The sequence below is a fragment of the Alkalimarinus alittae genome (assembly GCF_026016465.1).
Taxonomy (GTDB): Bacteria; Pseudomonadota; Gammaproteobacteria; order Pseudomonadales; family Oleiphilaceae; genus Alkalimarinus; species Alkalimarinus alittae.
In genome coordinates, this window is the sequence record NZ_CP100390.1 from 3,782,383 (window position 1) to 3,801,602 (window position 19,220).

Sequence of the window (19,220 nt, forward strand, 5' to 3'; positions counted from 1 at the left end):
TAAAGCGCTGATACAATTACATTACGGCTCGTCAGCAGAATCAATAAATTGGTAAGAAATCATGTCTGGAATGACCCCTAGAGAAATAGTCAACGAATTAGATAAACACATTATTGGCCAGAATGAAGCCAAACGCGCTGTGGCTATCGCGCTTAGAAACCGTTGGAGACGGATGCAGCTCGACGAAGGCATGCGTAATGAGATCACGCCTAAGAACATCCTAATGATTGGACCAACGGGCGTAGGTAAAACTGAAATAGCCCGTCGACTTGCTAAACTAGCAGATGCCCCTTTTATAAAAGTGGAAGCCACGAAATTTACTGAAGTGGGCTATGTGGGCCGTGATGTAGAGTCAATCATTCGTGACTTGGTCGACATGGCCATGAAGATGTTACGCGAAAAAGCGATGGATACAGTATCTCATCAGGCAATGGATGCAGCAGAAGAGCGCATACTCGACGCGCTTCTTCCTCCAGCACGCACATTTAACGAAACCGAAACAGAAGCACCTGAGTCGTCAGCACGCCAGATTTTCCGCAAGAAACTTCGTGAAGGCGAGCTAGATGACAAAGAAATAGAAATAGAAGTAAAAGCAACGCCGGTCGGCGTAGAAATAATGGCGCCTCCTGGCATGGAAGAAATGACCAGTCAGCTACAAAGTATGTTTTCGAATATGTCGGGAGACAAAAAGAAAACAAAAAAAATGAAAGTAGCGGATGCATTTAAAAAGATTCAAGAAGAAGAAGCCGCTCGCTTTGTTAACGAAGAGCAGATTAAGCAAGATGCACTGCATCTCGTTGAACAAAACGGCATCGTCTTTATTGATGAAATCGATAAGGTAGCTAAAAGGGCAGACAACTCAAGCTCTGATGTTTCAAGAGAGGGTGTACAGCGTGACCTTCTTCCGCTGATCGAAGGGTGTACCATTAGCACTAAATTTGGCATGATAAAAACAGATCACATCCTATTTATTGCCTCAGGTGCCTTCCACCTATCAAAGCCTTCAGACCTTATTCCTGAGCTTCAAGGTAGACTACCCATACGCGTAGAACTTAAAGCACTATCACCTGAAGACTTTAAGCGTATTCTAATTGAACCAGATGCCTCGCTAACAGAGCAATATGAAGCGCTCATGGCAACAGAAGGTTTAGCGCTTAAATTTAGTGATGACGCATTAACCCGAATTGCAGAAATTGCTTGGAAAGTTAACGAAACGACAGAGAACATTGGTGCTCGAAGATTACACACTGTACTTGAGAGGCTATTAGAAAGCGCATCTTTCGGGGCCGGCGACAGCATCAATGAAAGCCTTGAAATTACCGCTGACTACGTCAATGAGCAACTAAATGATCTTTCAGAAGATGAAGACTTAAGCCGTTATATTCTATAGCACCCAAACATATCAGCAGGTTTCACTACGAGCCTGCTGATAACGCCTCTGCCAAGTTGAGATTTATTTCTAAAGGAACTCCCTATGGCGACCGCTCCACGCCCTACTCAAATAAAGCTTCAAACAAAATCACGTTGCCTTGAACTCTGCTATTCTGATAGCGAGAAATATTCACTGAGCTTTGAGTTTTTACGCGTACTATCACCCTCTGCTGAAGTTCGAGGACACGGCCCTGATAGCGCAGTTCTGCAAACAGGCAAAAAAGATGTCACCATCACCAATATTGAGTCTGCGGGTAACTATGCCCTAAAAATTACCTACAGTGACGGGCACGATTCAGGCCTTTACACTTGGGATTATTTGTATGACCTTGGCTGTAATGAAGAGGCTTACTGGAAGGGTTATTTGCAGCAGTTAGAGTCTGCAGGTGAAAGTAGATAGTTTCTACCCCCCTAAAAAAAGGGGGGGAGTATTACAAAATATGCTTAGCGCTCTGTAGCAAGTCCGCCACACTTTCTAAACCGCTGCTTAATTTTCTGCCAATAAAGCCCGACTCAACCTCTCGCTCTTTCGCGACATACAGCGGTAACATTTCGCCGTATAGGCTGGTACTGATTGTGCGCTGATCATCTTCCAAAATATCTTTTCTTACCGTTATGCCATAAGGCGCAAGCTGCTCTTGCAACTCGTCAGAACGTTTTAAAAGGTCTTTTCGGGTCATCTGGTAAGCATGTTCGCACACCATTCTACGCGCCTGAAAACTAAACACGTTAGAGAAAAATAGCTTGCCGTCATCGCGGGTGGGTTCAAACAATACAACATCGGCATTGGGGTATTCTCGCTCATACATGGCCATACCTGAACGCATCCGTGAGTACACCATCGTGCGATATGTTTGCGACAATATATGCGGCATGCCTGAATTTCTTAACATGCCAGGCTTCATGGTTCCCGCTGAAACCGCAGCACTCACATCGACTGGAACGACAGGGTTTATCGCAAACACCACATCAGCACCATCTTCAAGCGCCACTGAGGCATGCATACCTTTCCGCAGCGTTCCATCCATATAGTAACGACCATCAATATCTACAGGGCAATAGAGACCGGGAGAGGCCACACTTGCCTGTACTGCTCTCGAAATAGGCACATGATCAAATCCGGGGGCACCAAAGCGTACTGACTCACTACTCTCAAGGTCTGACGCAACCAAATATAAACGCCGGCTTAACTGCCTAAAGTCGTTGGTTCTACCCAACATGCTATAAGAGCGTTGCAGGTATTCGTGCAACCCTTCATTATCAAAAATACCTGCAGGAAGCGCTTGCGCCAAAACCGTCATTGCTTCAAGGAAGTTTTGGTCATGAGGATTATTGACAAACCGAGCACAAGCTTCAACGACTAAGCCAGGCACAGAAACCGCTCGCTTTAGATACTCACGAATTGCTGGACGATAAAAAAACTCTGGATGAAAAGGGTGAACTTCAGCTTCATTTTTGACAAAAATGCGACACATTTGTGCGGGTGTCATCTGATTCGCTAAATTAGCAGCGACAAACGCCCCCGAGCTAACACCCACATAGACATACAGATCATTAAAATCTAATCCTTCAAGAGACTCGTCAAGAGCCCGTAGAGCGCCTATTTCATAGATGCCGCCTAAAGGACCTCCGCCACCAAGCGCCAGCCCTATTTTTGGCTTTGTCGTTGTTACTGATTTATTCGCTACCATTAAAGCTCCCGCTTCCTCCCACAACTTATCGCGTCAGCACAGTTAAAAACGCTATTTTAAACGCCCGTGCCAAGCCCTACACCGAGAGTCATTCCGTGACGATGGTCTTATTCTCTATATACTTATAATCATGATAAAAAACGATTATTATGGTGTGTACTATGAGTTACATTAGCAACTCAAATTAGAATATTCACACTAATCATCACTTACAAAATTTAGTATAGCTCAAGCTTCATAACCTTGTAGTCGAACATACCTATAATGAGGTATATTTTAAGCAAGCCGATCTACAACACGCCCAGAATGAACGTACTTACCAAACCCCTTTTCTTTTAAAGCAAGATCTAAAGTACTTTTGATGACATCGGGGGAGTCTAGGCATAAAACTTTATCTAGCAGTTGCTTAGCCCAAACAAGGTCGATATTGCGAATAACCGATTTAACCTTGGGTAGGTTAGAGGCATTCATTGAAAGCGCTTCGTATCCCATCGCCATCAATAACACTGCACCAGCGGGGTCTCCTGCCAGCTCACCACAAATACTAAGCTGGGTTCCTGCAGATCGTGCATCTTTCGCTATTTTAACCAGCGCCTGTAAAACGGCGGGATGGAACGACTGATAAAGCCCTGCTACGCGAGGGTTATTTCTATCTACCGCTAGTAAATATTGTGTTAAGTCATTAGAACCAACGGACAAAAAATCCACCCGCTCAGCCAATTCTTTAATTTGATAAACAGCTCCTGGCACCTCAATCATGACGCCAACCTGAGGCATCGATATGTTCACCCCCTCCTCTCTCACCTCATGATAAACTCGGTAAATTAGGTGTAAAGCCTCTTCTACCTCAGATACATTACAAATCATGGGCAGCATAATACGAAGGTTATCAAGCCCTTCACTCGCCTTAAGCATAGCCCTAACTTGAACGAGGAAAATTTCAGGGTGATCAAGCGTTACCCTGATGCCACGCCAACCTAGAAAGGGGTTTTCTTCATGTATTGGGAAGTACGATAACGACTTATCCCCGCCGATATCGAGCGTTCTCATGGTAACAATATTGGGTGAAAATGCTTCTAACTGCTCGCGATAGCAGTCTCGCTGCTCTTGTTCGCTAGGAAAGCGCTCATTAATCATAAAGGGCACTTCGGTGCGGTATAACCCGACCCCTTCTGCACCATTGCTTAACGAACGAACAACGTCGGTCATTAACCCCGTATTAACCCATACCGACACACGATGACCATCCAGTGTGGTGCAGGGTAGATTTTTAAGACTTTCAAGCCCTTTAACGAGAGCTTTTTCCTCTTCAACTATGGTGCTATAAAAGTTTCGGAGCTCTTGAGATGGTGACGCATGAATCTGTCCATTATAACCGTCAACAATCAGCTCACGACTACCTAATTGTGAGACGGGAATATCAACCAACCCCATCACGGTAGGTATCCCCATCGCACGAGCTAAAATAGCAACATGAGAGTTTCCTGACCCTTTCACAGACACCAGACCGATCAGTTTTTCTCTAGGCACTTCGCCCAACATAGCGGGAGTTAACTCGTCGCTCACTAAGATAGTGTTTTCGGGATATTCTTTCTCTGTCTTATCGGATTCCTCTAAATAAGACAGCACGCGTCGACCAAGATCTTTAATATCAACGGCTCGTTCACTCAAGTATGCATCACCCATCATATCAAAGTGACTGACATACTCTTTGATGACATCCCTTAAAGCACTCGGAGCCCAACTACCCGCATTGATGCGTGATAACACTTCTCCTGCAAGCGCATTATCATCAAGAATACCTAGGTAAACATCAAACAAAGCCTGCTCTTCAGGGCGTAACTGAGCCGATAGTTTCTTGCCTACCTCTTGTATATCTTGCCTGACAGAAGCAATAGCTGCTTTGAAGCGCTGAATTTCAAACGCTTTATCTTCAGCTAGTTTATCGGGTACTGCATCTAAGTCAGCAGGGGGGAAAATAACGACACTGTGACCAATAGCAACACCATGTGCGCCGGCGACCCCCTTAAAGATAATATCTTTCCCGGCCGCGCCACCCAGACTCAGCTTACCGATAACATCGGTGGCTTCACTATGCGCAATAATCGCAGCAAGCTGAGCAGATACGGTGACCAGAAAAGCTTCCTCGCCTTCATCAAAGTATCGGTTGGGGCTCTGCTGTTGGACAACGATAACGCCTAATACGTTACGCCGATGAATAATAGGCACCCCCAGAAACGACTGATACCGCTCTTCTCCTGTTTCGGGAAAATAGCGATAGCGGGGGTGTGAGGGGGCGTCCTGTAGGTTGATAGGCTCTTCCCTAACACCCACTAGTCCGACCAACCCTTCTGAATGACCAAGGCTAACCTTACCTACAGCGCCTTGATTAAGGCCTTCTGTTGCCATCAACCGATAACGATTGGAGGCGGGATCAAATAAGTAGACAGAGCAGACATCTGTATCCATTGCATCTTGTACGCGAGATACAATAATGTCTAATGCATGCTGGAGGTCTTTAGCTGCATTAACTTCCTGAACAATGCTTCGTAAAACACTGAGCATCAGTGAGTTTCCGCCATATAATTTCCAAACTTATTTTGTCATTAAACTACATATTTTTTAAGCAACCGAGGCGCTAGTTCCTTCATCGCTCTTCGATAAACTTCTCGTTTAAAAGCAACCACCTGTCCCAGTGGATACCAATAACTAACCCACTCCCAACCATCAAACTCGGGAGAGTCACTATTTGTCATACAAACCGTCGAATCGGGACTTTGCATCCGTAGTAAATACCACTTCTGCTTCTGGCCAACACAAAGAGGTTGCGAGTTATAACGAATCATTTTTTTAGGTAGGCGGTAACGCAGCCATCCTCTCGTGCAGGATACGATTTCAACATCTGACGCAGTAAGTCCAACTTCTTCAGCAAGTTCTCGGTACAACGCTTCTTCAGGTGTTTCATTCTTTTTTATCCCGCCTTGGGGGAACTGCCATGAATCCTGTCCTATTCGTCTAGCCCACAATACCTCATTCTGATGATTGGCAAGAATAATTCCGACATTCGGCCTAAAACCGTCGGAGTCGATCACACCTGCATACCTTTAACTGTTATTTCTCTACATTCTTCCAGAAAAACGGCTTTTCAGCAAACCTTAGCCGCTGCGGATAAATTCGTTATAACTAAATCTAATAGACTAACGTATAATAAGCGACACTTAACTTCAGTTATCGCGTTACGTAACGCCTATATAAACAATACTAATGTCAGCATAGCTCACGTGACTGAAAACAATATACTTTTTGACTATTTCCCTTAAGGAGAATCACCTGTGACCCTCGCAATATTCGATCTCGATAACACTCTAATCGCCGGTGATAGCGACCATGCTTGGGGGCAGTTTTTGGCTGATAAAGGGATTGTTAACGCTGAAGAGTATGAAAAAGCCAATGATCAGTTTTACCAAGATTACCTAAGTGGCAAGCTAGATATGACGCGCTACCTCGAGTTCTCTTTAGCCCCGTTAGCCGCACACCCGATGACATCGCTGCTGCAATGGAGAGAACAGTTTGTAAATGAAAGAATCAAACCTCTCATGCTCAATAAAGCTGAAGCGCTGGTTCGCTCCCATAGAGAGCAAGGGCACTATATTCTGATTATCACAGCCACCAACCGTTTTGTGACGGAGCCTATCGCAGAACTATTAGGGGTTGACCACCTTATTGCTACAGACCCCGAAATAATCGATAACCGCTACACCGGCGCAATTTCAGGCATCCCTAGTTTTAAAGAAGGCAAAGTAACACGCCTGAATAATTGGTTAAAAGAACAGCAATATAGCCTTGAAGGATCCTACTTCTATAGTGATTCTCATAATGATCTACCATTGTTAGAAATCGTGGATACCCCTGTAGCTGTGGATGCGGACGAAAAACTTACATCTCACGCGATGCAAAACAACTGGAAAATAATCTCTTTAAGGTAGATAACTGATGGCGTTCAGAAACAGTAAATGGGTCAGGCTAACGAGTTTTTTGCTTATTGGGTTAGTCGTCTGCGCCTGCAGTAATAACGACCCTGAGTCATCTCAGCCGCCCGATCAGGTTGCCAAGCCTGAAGCCTCAACCGCTAACACCGAATCAGGTGCTAGCCTAAATGTGGACTCTACCCTCTCAGATTCTACGCCCCACCCCCTTCCACTCACCGTGTTTTATCTCGACTTAGCCAATCAGCAATTTACTACCGTCTGCTCAAGCGCAGAGCAGCTACAAAAGTCCATCCAACTGTTTGTCACAGCCCCCACCGAAAAAGGCTTAATAGAAGCACAGTCTGCTTGGCTAAATAGTCACAACGAGTACACCTCAACGCAACTTTTTCGAAATATTAATATCAATCACCCGGTATTAGACCAGTCTACAATCAAGCCGGTTAAACACGCGATCGCGATTAGAATTGACCAAACGCCGCTTTTACCAGGGTATATCGATGAAGTCGAAGGCTACCCTAAAAGTGGATTCATATTTTCCCCTCTCCCCATAGACAGAGAAACACTCAACAAAGAACACCAGTTTGCTGATAGCGCCTACGTTGCATTGGGCTTTCATGCGGTAGAGTTCCTCTTATGGGGAGAAAATAACAGAACACACACCGCATTTTTACCTACCCAACAGGAAAGCGACGTTAACAGTGACGATGTATTTAAGGTGCGACGCAGCCAGCTATTATCACTCACCACAAGCATGTTAACTGAAGACTTAGCAACACTTTGCAAAGCGTGGAACACCAACACAGGCTTCTATGCCACCGCACTTCACGCGTTACCGGCTAAAGAACAAAATGCCACCATCAACGCTGCAACTGAACAGTTAATCTCAAACCTGCAGATAAATACAGCCAAAGTAAGGCAGGCCAACGATAACAACGAGGAGGTTATCGAAATAGAGCCACACTCTGCGTTTTCAGGTAGTGATAAAAAAGACACCGAAGCGCAAATCAGAATTCTTAAAGCATTGATAGAGAGTAAAGAATGGAAAAACGCGAGTAACAAGCAAGAGCACGGTCAGAAACTCACTCAACTGGCCAAGGCGCTCTTGCTTTAGTCTACATTGATATTAAAAAGAAGGTAACACCCGAGCAAAGCATGCTTTCAGGTATTCAGTTTCTGGAATAGCAGGCACAATCGGGTGATCTGCGCCTTGATGCCCTTGCTCGATGATCTGAACAAATCGATCTGTCTGCCTACCGGTTGAACGTATAATATCCGTCAAACGGTCTCGCTGAAGATGCATAGAGCAAGAGGCAGAAACCAATACCCCATCCTTCTCAAGCAGCCGCATTGCCAGTTGGTTAATACGCTGATAGGCCTGTTCACCAGCCTTTATATCACGTCTTCTTGGGATAAACGCAGGTGGATCAACAATCACTACATCAAACTTTTCACGAATATCTCGCAGTTCTCTACAAACTGCAAATGCGTCGCCCTGAATGCACTTCACTTTATCCGTCACGCCATTTAGCCTGGCATTTTCTTCGACATAAGAAAGTGCATAGTCAGAGGCATCGATGCAGGTAACCGACTCAGCACCAAATGCGGCCGCTTGAATCCCCCAACCGCCAATATAACTAAATATATCCAGTACACGCTTGCCTTTAACATAAGGTGCCAAGCGAGCTCTGTTCATTCTATGATCGTAAAACCAACCTGTTTTTTGCCCTTTCAGTACTGGCGCACTAAATAAAACACCATTCTCTTCTAGCTGAACCGACTCAACTTCTTCACCAATGACCGTTTCAGTATAAGACTCAAGCCCTTCAACTTCTCTCATTTTTCCATCATTGCGGAAAATTAGCGTGGCTGGCTTAATCACTTTCTCAATCGCCTCTATTAGCTCAGCCTTCAGCAACTCCATACCGAATGTCGATATTTGAGCGACACAGGTATCACCAAAACGATCAATAACCAAACCTGAAAGACCATCACTGTCACCAAACACCAAGCGATAAAATGGTTTTTCGAATGCTTGCTGGCGCAATGACAACGCTATTTTAAGTCGATGAACAATCAGCGACTTATCCATAAACTGAGTGGTAGAGCGGCTGATTAATCGCGCACAAATCAACGTATTAGGATTAACAAAAGCAGTCCCTAAGGACTTGCCGGAATTACTGACCACGGCGACTTGTTCGCCTGGCTGAAACTGCTTTAGTCCGCCATTGACTGAATCAACCTCATTGCTATATATCCACAGATGCCCCTGCTTTAGCCGTCGGTCTGCACCTTTTTGAAGTTGGAGCACCTTATTAGACATAAAAACCTCCTGATAAATCGAGGCGAGATTATAACAGTGAACAGCAGAGACAGGAAAAGATATAACGATCATTAACACCTAGGGCGGCGTTTAGGCAGGCACTTAAATGATAAGCGGCAAGTTAACACTGTTAATCTTGCCGCTTATGTTGTCACTTAGTGTTTATGAATAGCGCTTAGAGCTACTCAGTCTTAAAGTAGCCCTGTCTTAAAGTAGCCCTGTCTTAAAGTAGCCCTGTCTTAAAACGACTCGGGCTTATAGCTTACATCAAGCTCTCGAGCAGCCTTAACATCATCCAGACGTTTAACCGGCTGACTATAAGGCGCGCCTTTTACCAAGTCCGGTGAGTTTTCAGCTTCTTTCAAGATCTGAATCATCGCATCAACAAAGCCATCCATTTCATCAATAGATTCAGTTTCTGTCGGCTCTATCAACAAACACTCTGGCACTAGCAATGGGAAGTAAGTCGTCGGTGCATGATAACCATAATCAAGTAAACGCTTTGCAAAATCCATTGCGTTAACGCCTAGCTCTTTAGATTGCTTGCTCAAAGTAACGATAAACTCATGAGTCGCTCTTCGATCTTTATATGCGAGATCAAACCCAGCATCTGCTAACCTTTTCATCATATAGTTGGCATTAAGCGTTGAGAACTCACTCACTCGCTGCATCCCATCACGACCGACAAATAGAGCATAAATATAGGCACGTAAGATAATACCCGCATTTCCCATAAAGGCAGACAAACGGCCGATACTGTCAGGCAGAGCATCTTGATCTAACCAGCAATAACCTGGCTCACCACCGGCGTCTTCGATACCAACAATAGGGGTCGGTAGAAATGGCAATAATCGTTTACCGACAGCAACAGGGCCAGAACCTGGACCACCGCCACCATGCGGCGTAGCAAACGTTTTATGCAGGTTCATATGCAGCACATCAAACCCCATATCCCCTGGACGAACCTTGCCTAAAATAGCATTCAAGTTAGCGCCGTCGTAGTACAGCAAGCCACCTGCATCGTGCACAACCTTAGCAATCACTTCAACTTGACGTTCGAAAACACCACAGGTAGAAGGGTTGGTCATCATGATCCCTGCCGTTTGCGGGCCAACGGCTCCTTTTAGTGCTTCTACATCGACGTCGCCGTCATTAAGCACGGGAATTTCTTTTACCTTATAGCCACACATAACCGCTGTGGCAGGGTTAGTACCGTGAGCCGCAATCGGTACAATAATTTCGCTACGCTCATGGTCACCACGCTTTTCATGGTAAGCACGAATCATCGCTACGCCTGCAAACTCACCTTGAGCACCCGCCATAGGGCTCAAAGAAACACCGGCCATTCCCGTTACTTCTTTTAATATTTCTTGCAGGTCAAAAACACTGGCAAGATACCCTTGGCTATATGACTCTGGCGCTAATGGGTGACGATTCAAAAAACCCGGTAAGCTAGCAACTTTGTGCGCGCCGCGTGGGTTATATTTCATCGTACAAGACCCTAACGGGTAAAACTGAGTATCAATTGAGAAGTTCTTACGCGACAAGTTAGTATAATGTCTAACCACTTGAAGCTCTGACACTTCAGGCATGGCCGCTTTCTTTTTCCGCATCAAGCTATCAGGAATATCGGTAACGTCTGCTTTAGTTAAAGGAGCCTGAGCGGTGGCCGTACGCCCTTTTACACCACGTTCAAAAATTAACATTAAGCTGCCTCCAACTCTTTAAGCGATAGTTCCAAAGCATTCACATATGCATTGAGGTCTTGCTCTGTTTTGGTTTCTGTTGCACATACAAGAATGCAGTTTTCTAACTCAGGGTAATGGGTAGACAAGTCATACCCCCCTAATACTCCCTGCAACTCCATATGCTCTAGAACCAAGCGTGAAGAGGCTGGTAAACGTAAGACAAATTCGTGGAAGCGAGGTCCTGTTGATACAACTTCAACCCCAGATACCGCCGACAGCAGCCCAGCTAAGCGATTAGTATTAGCATGACATGCTCGGGCAACACGCTCGATACCCTCGTGCCCTAGCAAACTCATGTAAATAGTCGCCGCTGTTACCGCTAACCCTTGGTTAGTACAGATGTTAGAGGTCGCCTTAGAGCGACGAATATGCTGCTCTCGTGCTTGTAGCGTCAACGCAAACCCTTCTTTGCCATCAAGGTCTACAGTACGACCAATAATACGGCCTGGCATTTGTCTAACCAACGCCTGCTTACAGCAAATAAAACCAAAATACGGCCCGCCAGACGCTAAAGGAATCCCCATCGGTTGCCCTTCACCAACCGCAATGTCAGCACCATTTTCGCCCCATTCACCTGGAGGCGATATCAGCGTTGCAGCCGTGGGGTTAACAACACCCACCACCAACATCTTTTGTTCATGCCCCCAATTGATCAACTGGTGAACATCTTCTAGCGTGCCAAAAAAGTTAGGTTGAGCGATAATTAATGCCGCAAAATCCTCACCTTCAAACTTAGAAAGCGCTGCCATATCAATGGTTAATGAAGAGGGATCGAACGGCACTTCAACCAGCTCTATTTTCTGGTTGTGAACAATACTGTTTACAACCTTCTTGTAGATCGGATGAACGGTTCCTGCAATTAAAACACGCTTACTTTTTGATTTTCTATTAGCTCTGATCGCCATGAGAACGGCTTCAGCCAAACCTGATGCACCGTCATAGAGAGAAGCATTGGAGACATCTAGCCCGGTTAACGCGGTGATCATTGATTGAAATTCATAGATCAACTGTAGCGTTCCCTGACTCGCTTCCGCCTGATAAGGGGTGTACGCTGTCATAAATTCGCCACGCGCGGCGATATCCCAAACGGCAGCAGGGATATGATGCTCATACGCACCCGCACCAATAAAGCATAGTGCGCCACTGTCTTGCTCTGCTCGATCAGACATCAAGCGCATTATTTCCATCTCACTCCTAGCAGGAGGAATGGCATCTAAAGCACCCGCTCTAAGGTGTGAGGGGATTTCGTCAAAAAGTTGATCTATTGATTGTGCACCAATAGTCTCCAACATCTTTCGAATATCTTCTTCAGTATGTGGAATAAAGGGCATGTACGTCTCTCTAAGGCAGGTTTAACGCTTGTTCTTGCGAAAAATGGTCAATATTTATTGGACGCATATAGACTGGGTTTCAGCCCAGTCTATTATATAACGCCCAGATCAATTACTGATACGCAGAGTAATTAGTGGTCTTCGTCTTCGCAAGCCGCGGAATAAGCTTCGGCATCAAGCAATGACTCAAGATCACTCTCGTCTGTCAGTTTTACTTTAAAAAACCAACCATCTTCATACGGCTCGTTATTAACCAGGTCTGGTGATTCTTCTAGTGCTTCGTTAATAGCTAATACTTCACCACTAACCGGACTAAAAATATCAGAAGCAGCTTTTACTGACTCAACAACACCCGCTTCTTCACCGGCATTAATTTCGGCACCAACTTCAGGCAACTCAACAAAAACAACATCACCCAACAGGTCTTGAGCATGATCGGTAATACCAATTGTTGCAGTACCGTCAGCCTCAACTCGAACCCACTCATGGCTCGAAAGATATTTTAATTCGCCTGGAATATTACTCATCGTTTTGCTTCCCCGATATTAACTAAAAACTGAAATATTCGCTCTTTAAACAACACTAATGCGGCTCATTAATCATCATTCGTGAGTCGCTATCAATATTGATTAGAGCAGTATAAATTCAACACCACTTAAATTGTGACTATTTTATCGCAAACTAAGCCGCCTAAAACCAAATTATCTAAAACTACGTTATAGCAAACTATTTATAAACTCGCGCACCGTTTCGAACAAAGGGTGGCGTTACCACTTTAACTGTCTGTAGTTTTTTACGCATTTCAACCGAACAACTATCCCCTGTTTCCATAGGGACTCGCGCAATAGCTATTGAGTACCCCAACGTTGGCGAAAAGGTACCGCTGGTAATTTCACCTTCTCCGACGCCCTCAACAATGACCTTCTGATGGCCACGTAAAACACCGCGCTCTTCTAAAACAAGTCCAACTAGCTTAGTTTTAACGCCATCAGTCTTTTCAGCTTCTAGTGCCGCTCGCCCGATGAATTTACGATCTTCTGGCTGCCAAGCAATGGTCCACGCCATATTCGCTTGCAACGGGCTCGTATCTTCATCCATTTCAGAGCCATATAAATTCATCCCCGCCTCGAGTCGTAACGTATCGCGTGCGCCAAGACCACAAGGCTTTACACCCGCAGTCTGAAGCTGCTGCCAAAACGACACCGCACTTTCTTCAGGTAAAATAATTTCTAAGCCGTCTTCGCCGGTATAACCTGTTCGACACAGCATCCAACCGCCACTTTCTAGGCCTTGAAAGACCTTAAGCGTCGAAATAACATCGGCTTTTTCTCCTGCTAACACTTCTTTTGCTTTAGCAATTGCGTCTGGACCTTGAATAGCTAACATTGCCAACTCAGGACGCTCAGTCAAAACAATATCAAAACCAGACGCCTGCTTTTCCATCCAAGCGAGGTCTTTCTCTCGAGTACCGCAGTTAACAACCAAACGGTATCCTTCTGGCATTTTATATACGATTAGGTCGTCGATAACGCCACCTTTCTCGTTTAACATACCCGTGTATAGCGCCTTACCAACGTCTTTTAACTTGTCTACGTCGTTCGCTAGCAAGTACTGTAAATAGCGTTTTGCATCATCACCAGCAAGATCAACAATCGTCATATGAGAAACATCAAACATGCCACTGGCTTGGCGAACAATATGATGCTCTTCAAGCTGAGAACCGTAATGAATGGGCATATCCCAACCACCAAAGTCGACGATCTTTCCACCACAAGCCACGTGAGTGTCATAAAGTGCGGTTTTATTTCCCATAACTAAGCCTTTTGCTAATTATCGAATGTTGTTGAATCACAAAAATGCGATTTTATCACAACTCTTCAGCTGTCATTGATGAAAATGGCACGGCCATTTAGCGGCGCCTATAATACCCGATATAGTGCGTTCAATGAATAGGTAAAAACTGACTGGTAATACAAGGTTTTAGGTAAGCAGATTTATTTTTTTATCCCTAGAAACGCCATCAGCGCCGGAATCACAACCTCGAAACTTGAAAACTCATGACTTCCGCCGGTTTGAATCCACGCTGGGGAATCTCCAAGCTTCAGCAAAGCTTCACGATAATTAAGCGTGTCATCAGCGGTTTGAGTTAGAAGCAGTAAATTTTTAGGTCGCGATACTTTATCGATATCTAACGCTAACAGCTGATCCATATGACTTGTCGTAAGCGTATAGCGCTCGCCGCTATACAAGTTTTGATTCTCGCCAAGGTAATCAGCTAAAAGTTGGTAAGGTTTAACGGCTGGATTGATTAATGCGGCTTTGAGGGAATATTTCTCTGCAAAATAAATCGCGTAATACCCCCCTAATGAACTGCCTATCAGCGAAACCGGCCCTAATGCTAGCTGCTCCTCAATTAGAGCCGATATTGAACACTCAACCTGTGCAGGCGAGTATGACAGTCGAGGAACTAAGTAACGGCATGAGTAGGTTGATTGATTAAGATAGCCTTTTAGAAACTGAGCCTTATGCGACTCAGGCGAACTGTTAAATCCATGGAGATAAATTAAGGTCGCTGTTGGCGTCTTATTGTTTTGAGCGTTAGGCTTTTGCCCGGTCACACTAGCCAAGCCTTTTAATACCCTTTGCTGGTGTAATCTACCAAAAACTCAATATGGTCCGCGCGCTCCACACCAGTATTGATCGAGCCATCAGCCTTTAACTGTAGCCAACGATAGCCTGGCGCCAGATTATCCACCGCAAATGATTCAGATTTCGGCAAAAACTGGACGCAGGTAGACGGCGAAGCTAACAACCGAACCCCTTTTCTGACAGCATCAATTTCTTGGTGGATATGCCCCCACACCAATCCTCTTACGTTAGCATGCCGGTCAATAATGCTTAATAATTGATCCCTGTTTTTTAAGCCTATAGCATCTAGCCACTTACAATCAATATCGACGGGGTGGTGATGGAAGCTCACGAGACTATGCAAATCAGGTCTTTCAGAGAGCGCATCATCTAGCAACTGCAATTCAGTATCAGATAGATGGCCATGCACTTCGCCATCAAGCAATGAGTCTAGAAAAACAAACTGCCACTCACCCATACGAACGACTTTTTCAAGCGCACCGTTAGTGCCTGCGACATCCTTCATTGTCTCTCGGTTATCGTGGTTACCCGTAAACCAATAAACAGGGCAATCAAAACCGCTTAATTTTTCTTCAAAGCAACGATAGGCCTCACTTGATCCATCTTGCGCAAGGTCGCCTGTAGCAATGACAGCATCAGGCGTAGTATGGTTTTGCTTAACAAGCTGAAGCACGGCATCAAGACTAGAGCGCGTGTTCATGCCCAGCAGCTTACCGTCTTCTTCTTTACGTAAATGAGGGTCGGTAATCTGAATAATCAATAATGCATCATCAGATGGCGAACACTCTGCTATTTTCTGTTTCTTTGGATGATCTTCGTCGGCAATATTCATACCCTAGCTCAGCCTCCCCTATAACCTTATCCGATGCGCTATTATTTTTATTTTATTATTTTTTATCTTATTGATTATTAAGATCGCGTCGGCATTCGTAGATATGATGTGAATTTAACCATCACCTTATAAATTGCGAGGACACTTTTCCAGTGTAGCATTCACATTTTGCTAGTCAGGTCGCAAATTGCGTGCCCAAATTTCAGACAATAGTCTAACCATTCCGCAAGAAAGGCATTAATTTGAATTTTTTCATCGGGGTGATGCATAAAACGGTTGGGGTAATCGTTCACCGCCTGAATTCGCCTGTGGCGACGACAGCTTATAACTTCGGCCATGCCTACATCATGATATAGTCGCACGGTCATTTGCGGGTTATTAAGCCATTTACCGGAGTTGTGTATCTGTTCAAGATAAACCGTGTCGGTATATTTGCAGGTTTCTATTAACTTAATTCGCACACGGCCAAGATACTGGGTATCTGAAGAGAGTTGAAATTCCGCGACCTTATCATCAAAATCACGAGGTATTAGCTTTAACAAGCGTAGGTAATTACCGTCACCCAAAGCCCCAAGACGCGTAATATCTGGAACATATCGACGTTTAAAATTCATGCATTCCCCACTAAAAACCGTAGCGCATCGACCTCCTAACAGTCCACCTCACCGTTATTACTCATAACGCTAGCGTTCAGACCAGTCAGCCCTCAATATATCACGATTCAATTGCAACCACTGCAATGCAATAATCGACGCGGCGTTATTAATTTTTCCACTGGCTACATAATCAAACGCCTGACTCGCTTGAACCACATGCACTTTAATGTCTTCACCTTCATACTCTAAGCCATGAATGCCTTGAGCCGTCGAGACATCAACCTGCCCACAATACAGATGAACTTTTTCGTTGGTACCGCCAGGGGAAACCAAGTACTGGCAGATGGGACGTAACTCACCCAGCTCGATACCCGCCTCCTCAACGCCTTCACGCCGAGCAACGGTTTCAGGTGTTTCACCTTCATCGTTAATACCCGCAACCAGCTCTAGCAGCCACGGGCTTTGTCCATGATCTAGCGCGCCCACGCGAAATTGTTCAAGCAGCACCACTTGATCAGTTTTTGCATCATAAGGCAGCACACAAGTAGACTCGCCCCGCACAAACAACTCGCGCTGTAGCTCTTTGCACCAGCCACCTTCAAACAGCCGGTGAGACAGGCGATAACGATCTATTTTAAAGAACCCATTAAACGCCCGTTCTCTCGAAAGAACCTTAACGTCAGACTCATCAAACGGCTGTTTAATATCGTTCATCATTATCGCGCCTCTCCTTTAAACTATACCTTACTGTAAATTTCACTGCCCTGCTTACGAAACTCTTCAGACATTTCACTCATGCCCGTTTCTAGTGCGCTATCAATATCTGATAACGCTTTATCCGCGGCGTAATCACGAACCTCTTGGCTGATTTTCATCGAGCAAAATTTAGGTCCGCACATGGAGCAAAAGTGTGCAACTTTAGCTGAGTCTTTAGGCAATGTTTCGTCATGGTAAGACCGAGCCGTATCAGGGTCTAAGCCTAGGTTGAACTGATCTTCCCAGCGGAACTCAAATCGAGCCTTCGACATAGCATTATCTCTGATTTGAGCGCCCGGGTGCCCTTTCGCAAGGTCTGCGGCATGCGCTGCAATCTTATAGGTGATAATGCCCGTCTTAACGTCGTCTTTATTAGGCAGCCCCAAGTGCTCTTTAGGTGTCACATAACATAGCATTGCACAGCCATACCAACCGATCATTGCAGCACCAATACCCGAAGTTATGTGGTCATAGCCTGGGGCAATATCCGTCGTTAATGGGCCTAAGGTGTAGAAAGGTGCTTCACCGCACTCAACCAATTGCTTGTCCATGTTTTCTTTGATCATGTGCATGGGGATATGCCCAGGACCTTCAATGATGGTTTGCACATCATGTTTCCAAGCGATCTGGGTCAGTTCGCCCAATGTCTCTAATTCGCCAAACTGCGCTTCATCATTCGCATCGGCAATACTGCCTGGGCGCAAGCCATCACCCAATGAGAACGACACATCATAGGCCTTCATGATTTCACAGATATCTTCAAAATGTGTGTATAGGAAGTTTTCTTTATGATGTGCTAAGCACCATTTAGCCATGATCGAGCCACCACGAGAAACAATGCCCGTCACCCGCTTAGCCGTCATCGGAACATACCTAAGCAGTACCCCCGCGTGAATCGTAAAGTAATCCACGCCCTGCTCTGCCTGCTCTATCAAGGTATCTCGGAATATCTCCCAGGTTAAGTCTTCGGCTACTCCACCGACTTTTTCAAGCGCTTGATAAATTGGCACAGTACCAATAGGTACCGGCGAGTTGCGCACAATCCATTCGCGGGTTTCATGAATATTTTTACCGGTTGAAAGATCCATAATCGTATCGGACCCCCAGCGAACACCCCATGTGAGTTTTTCCACTTCTTCTTCGATTGACGACGTAACCGCTGAGTTACCGATATTGCCATTAATTTTCACTAAGAAGTTACGGCCAATAATCATCGGTTCTAGTTCTGGGTGGTTAATATTACAAGGGATAATTGCACGTCCTCGCGCCACTTCATCTCGAACAAACTCAGGGGTAATTTGTTGTGGAATAGCCGCACCAAAAGACTGACCAGGGTGCTGCTGATCTAACTCGCCTCGTTCACGTGCTTCATCTAAGCGCATATTTTCACGAATAGCGATAAACTCCATTTCTGGGGTAATAATACCTTGTCGCGCATAGTGCAATTGCGTGACGTTTTTACCTGCTTTAGCTTTTCTAGGCGCACTAAATAGGTTAAACCGCATGTGATCAAGGGTTAGGTCTTTCATGCGCCGATTGGTAAATTCTGACGTAAACCCTGTTAAGGTTTCTGTATCGTTGCGCTCTTCTATCCAAGCAGACCGAATAGGCTTAAGCCCTTTTCTGATATCTATTTGTGCAGCAGGGTCAGTATAGGGGCCAGAGGTATCATAAACAGTGACAGGCTCATTTTTCTCTCCACCCAAATCGGTAGGTGTGTCTGCCAGACTAATCTCTCTCATCGGTACTTGAATGTCAGGCCGACTGCCTTCGATATAAATTTTCTTAGAATTTGGTAGCGGTGCCACAGATGCTTGGTCAACTTTAGCTGAGTCGCTCAAAAAGTTTGTTGGACTAGCAGTCATACGATATACCCC

17 protein-coding genes are annotated in these 19,220 nt (G+C 45.1%); 4 read left to right on the top strand and 13 right to left on the bottom strand.

Annotated elements, in window-relative coordinates; genetic code table 11:
- Nucleotides 1-61: 61 nt before the first annotated feature.
- On the top strand, nucleotides 62-1,390 hold the full coding sequence (hslU, locus tag NKI27_RS17035; RefSeq protein ID WP_265047228.1) for an HslU--HslV peptidase ATPase subunit: 1,329 nt from the start codon (nucleotides 62-64) through the stop codon (nucleotides 1,388-1,390).
- Nucleotides 1,391-1,474: 84 nt separating this feature from the next.
- Nucleotides 1,475-1,831 (top strand): DUF971 domain-containing protein, encoded by a 357-nt coding sequence (locus NKI27_RS17040; protein WP_265047229.1) that lies wholly within the window; start codon nucleotides 1,475-1,477, stop codon nucleotides 1,829-1,831.
- A gap of 31 nt (nucleotides 1,832-1,862) precedes the next feature.
- Here NKI27_RS17040 and NKI27_RS17045 read toward each other — a convergent pair whose 3' ends face one another.
- From NKI27_RS17045 to NKI27_RS17055, 3 genes are all read right to left on the bottom strand, one after another.
- Nucleotides 1,863-3,122, bottom strand: a complete 1,260-nt coding sequence (locus NKI27_RS17045) for a patatin-like phospholipase family protein (protein WP_265047230.1) — start codon at nucleotides 3,120-3,122, stop codon at nucleotides 1,863-1,865.
- Between the two features lie 276 nt (nucleotides 3,123-3,398).
- Complete coding sequence (gene ptsP / locus NKI27_RS17050; RefSeq protein WP_265047231.1) at nucleotides 3,399-5,687, bottom strand: phosphoenolpyruvate--protein phosphotransferase; 2,289 nt, start codon at nucleotides 5,685-5,687, stop codon at nucleotides 3,399-3,401.
- A 41-nt stretch (nucleotides 5,688-5,728) separates the two neighbouring features.
- On the bottom strand, nucleotides 5,729-6,214 hold the full coding sequence (locus NKI27_RS17055; protein WP_265047232.1) for an RNA pyrophosphohydrolase: 486 nt from the start codon (nucleotides 6,212-6,214) through the stop codon (nucleotides 5,729-5,731).
- 240 nt (nucleotides 6,215-6,454) lie between these two features.
- Between NKI27_RS17055 and NKI27_RS17060 the strand changes: the two genes are divergently transcribed.
- Both NKI27_RS17060 and NKI27_RS17065 read left to right on the top strand, forming a co-directional pair.
- Nucleotides 6,455-7,108: a histidinol-phosphatase gene (locus tag NKI27_RS17060; protein WP_265047233.1), complete on the top strand. Its 654-nt coding sequence runs from the start codon at nucleotides 6,455-6,457 to the stop codon at nucleotides 7,106-7,108.
- Nucleotides 7,109-7,115: 7 nt separating this feature from the next.
- On the top strand, nucleotides 7,116-8,222 hold the full coding sequence (locus tag NKI27_RS17065; RefSeq protein ID WP_265047234.1) for an imelysin family protein: 1,107 nt from the start codon (nucleotides 7,116-7,118) through the stop codon (nucleotides 8,220-8,222).
- A 12-nt stretch (nucleotides 8,223-8,234) separates the two neighbouring features.
- Here NKI27_RS17065 and NKI27_RS17070 read toward each other — a convergent pair whose 3' ends face one another.
- The 10 genes from NKI27_RS17070 to thiC all read right to left on the bottom strand — a co-directional run bounded on the left by NKI27_RS17070 (nucleotide 8,235) and on the right by thiC (nucleotide 19,208).
- A complete protein-coding gene (locus NKI27_RS17070) occupies nucleotides 8,235-9,431 on the bottom strand; it encodes a class I SAM-dependent rRNA methyltransferase (RefSeq protein ID WP_265047235.1) in 1,197 nt (398 codons plus the stop codon).
- 239 nt (nucleotides 9,432-9,670) lie between these two features.
- Nucleotides 9,671-11,137, bottom strand: a complete 1,467-nt coding sequence (gcvPB, locus tag NKI27_RS17075; RefSeq protein WP_265047236.1) for an aminomethyl-transferring glycine dehydrogenase subunit GcvPB — start codon at nucleotides 11,135-11,137, stop codon at nucleotides 9,671-9,673.
- Entirely contained in the window at nucleotides 11,137-12,510 is a 1,374-nt protein-coding gene (gcvPA, locus tag NKI27_RS17080; RefSeq protein ID WP_265047237.1) for an aminomethyl-transferring glycine dehydrogenase subunit GcvPA, read from the bottom strand. Before gcvPA ends, gcvPB begins: the two co-directional genes overlap by 1 nt.
- A gap of 131 nt (nucleotides 12,511-12,641) precedes the next feature.
- Nucleotides 12,642-13,037 carry a glycine cleavage system protein GcvH gene (gcvH, locus tag NKI27_RS17085; RefSeq protein WP_265047238.1) on the bottom strand — a complete coding sequence of 132 codons (396 nt, stop codon included), beginning with the start codon at nucleotides 13,035-13,037 and terminating at the stop codon, nucleotides 12,642-12,644.
- A gap of 199 nt (nucleotides 13,038-13,236) precedes the next feature.
- A complete protein-coding gene (gene gcvT / locus NKI27_RS17090; RefSeq protein WP_265047239.1) occupies nucleotides 13,237-14,322 on the bottom strand; it encodes a glycine cleavage system aminomethyltransferase GcvT in 1,086 nt (361 codons plus the stop codon).
- Between the two features lie 182 nt (nucleotides 14,323-14,504).
- Complete coding sequence (locus NKI27_RS17095; RefSeq protein WP_265047240.1) at nucleotides 14,505-15,128, bottom strand: YqiA/YcfP family alpha/beta fold hydrolase; 624 nt, start codon at nucleotides 15,126-15,128, stop codon at nucleotides 14,505-14,507.
- A 14-nt stretch (nucleotides 15,129-15,142) separates the two neighbouring features.
- Entirely contained in the window at nucleotides 15,143-15,991 is an 849-nt protein-coding gene (gene cpdA, locus NKI27_RS17100; RefSeq protein ID WP_265047241.1) for a 3',5'-cyclic-AMP phosphodiesterase, read from the bottom strand.
- A 161-nt stretch (nucleotides 15,992-16,152) separates the two neighbouring features.
- Complete coding sequence (locus NKI27_RS17105; protein ID WP_265047242.1) at nucleotides 16,153-16,605, bottom strand: DUF1249 domain-containing protein; 453 nt, start codon at nucleotides 16,603-16,605, stop codon at nucleotides 16,153-16,155.
- Between the two features lie 69 nt (nucleotides 16,606-16,674).
- Entirely contained in the window at nucleotides 16,675-17,304 is a 630-nt protein-coding gene (nudF, locus tag NKI27_RS17110) for an ADP-ribose diphosphatase (RefSeq protein WP_265047243.1), read from the bottom strand.
- A 20-nt stretch (nucleotides 17,305-17,324) separates the two neighbouring features.
- Nucleotides 17,325-19,208 carry a phosphomethylpyrimidine synthase ThiC gene (gene thiC / locus NKI27_RS17115; RefSeq protein ID WP_265047244.1) on the bottom strand — a complete coding sequence of 628 codons (1,884 nt, stop codon included), beginning with the start codon at nucleotides 19,206-19,208 and terminating at the stop codon, nucleotides 17,325-17,327.
- Between the last annotated feature and the right edge of the window lie 12 nt (nucleotides 19,209-19,220).

Bases quoted from the DNA above. Each gene is read 5' to 3' on its own strand.
- NKI27_RS17065 (WP_265047234.1), top strand. From the start codon at position 7,116: ATGGCGTTCAGAAACAGTAAATGGGTCAGGCTAACGAGTTTTTTGCTT.
- gcvPA (WP_265047237.1), bottom strand. From the start codon at position 12,510: ATGCCCTTTATTCCACATACTGAAGAAGATATTCGAAAGATGTTGGAG.
- NKI27_RS17070 (WP_265047235.1), bottom strand. From the start codon at position 9,431: ATGTCTAATAAGGTGCTCCAACTTCAAAAAGGTGCAGACCGACGGCTA.
- NKI27_RS17105 (WP_265047242.1), bottom strand. From the start codon at position 16,605: ATGAATTTTAAACGTCGATATGTTCCAGATATTACGCGTCTTGGGGCT.
- NKI27_RS17045 (WP_265047230.1), bottom strand. From the start codon at position 3,122: ATGGTAGCGAATAAATCAGTAACAACGACAAAGCCAAAAATAGGGCTG.
- hslU (WP_265047228.1), top strand. From the start codon at position 62: ATGTCTGGAATGACCCCTAGAGAAATAGTCAACGAATTAGATAAACAC.
- gcvT (WP_265047239.1), bottom strand. From the start codon at position 14,322: ATGGGAAATAAAACCGCACTTTATGACACTCACGTGGCTTGTGGTGGA.
- NKI27_RS17040 (WP_265047229.1), top strand. From the start codon at position 1,475: ATGGCGACCGCTCCACGCCCTACTCAAATAAAGCTTCAAACAAAATCA.
- cpdA (WP_265047241.1), bottom strand. From the start codon at position 15,991: ATGAATATTGCCGACGAAGATCATCCAAAGAAACAGAAAATAGCAGAG.
- gcvH (WP_265047238.1), bottom strand. From the start codon at position 13,037: ATGAGTAATATTCCAGGCGAATTAAAATATCTTTCGAGCCATGAGTGG.
- nudF (WP_265047243.1), bottom strand. From the start codon at position 17,304: ATGATGAACGATATTAAACAGCCGTTTGATGAGTCTGACGTTAAGGTT.
- thiC (WP_265047244.1), bottom strand. From the start codon at position 19,208: ATGACTGCTAGTCCAACAAACTTTTTGAGCGACTCAGCTAAAGTTGAC.
- gcvPB (WP_265047236.1), bottom strand. From the start codon at position 11,137: ATGTTAATTTTTGAACGTGGTGTAAAAGGGCGTACGGCCACCGCTCAG.
- ptsP (WP_265047231.1), bottom strand. From the start codon at position 5,687: ATGCTCAGTGTTTTACGAAGCATTGTTCAGGAAGTTAATGCAGCTAAA.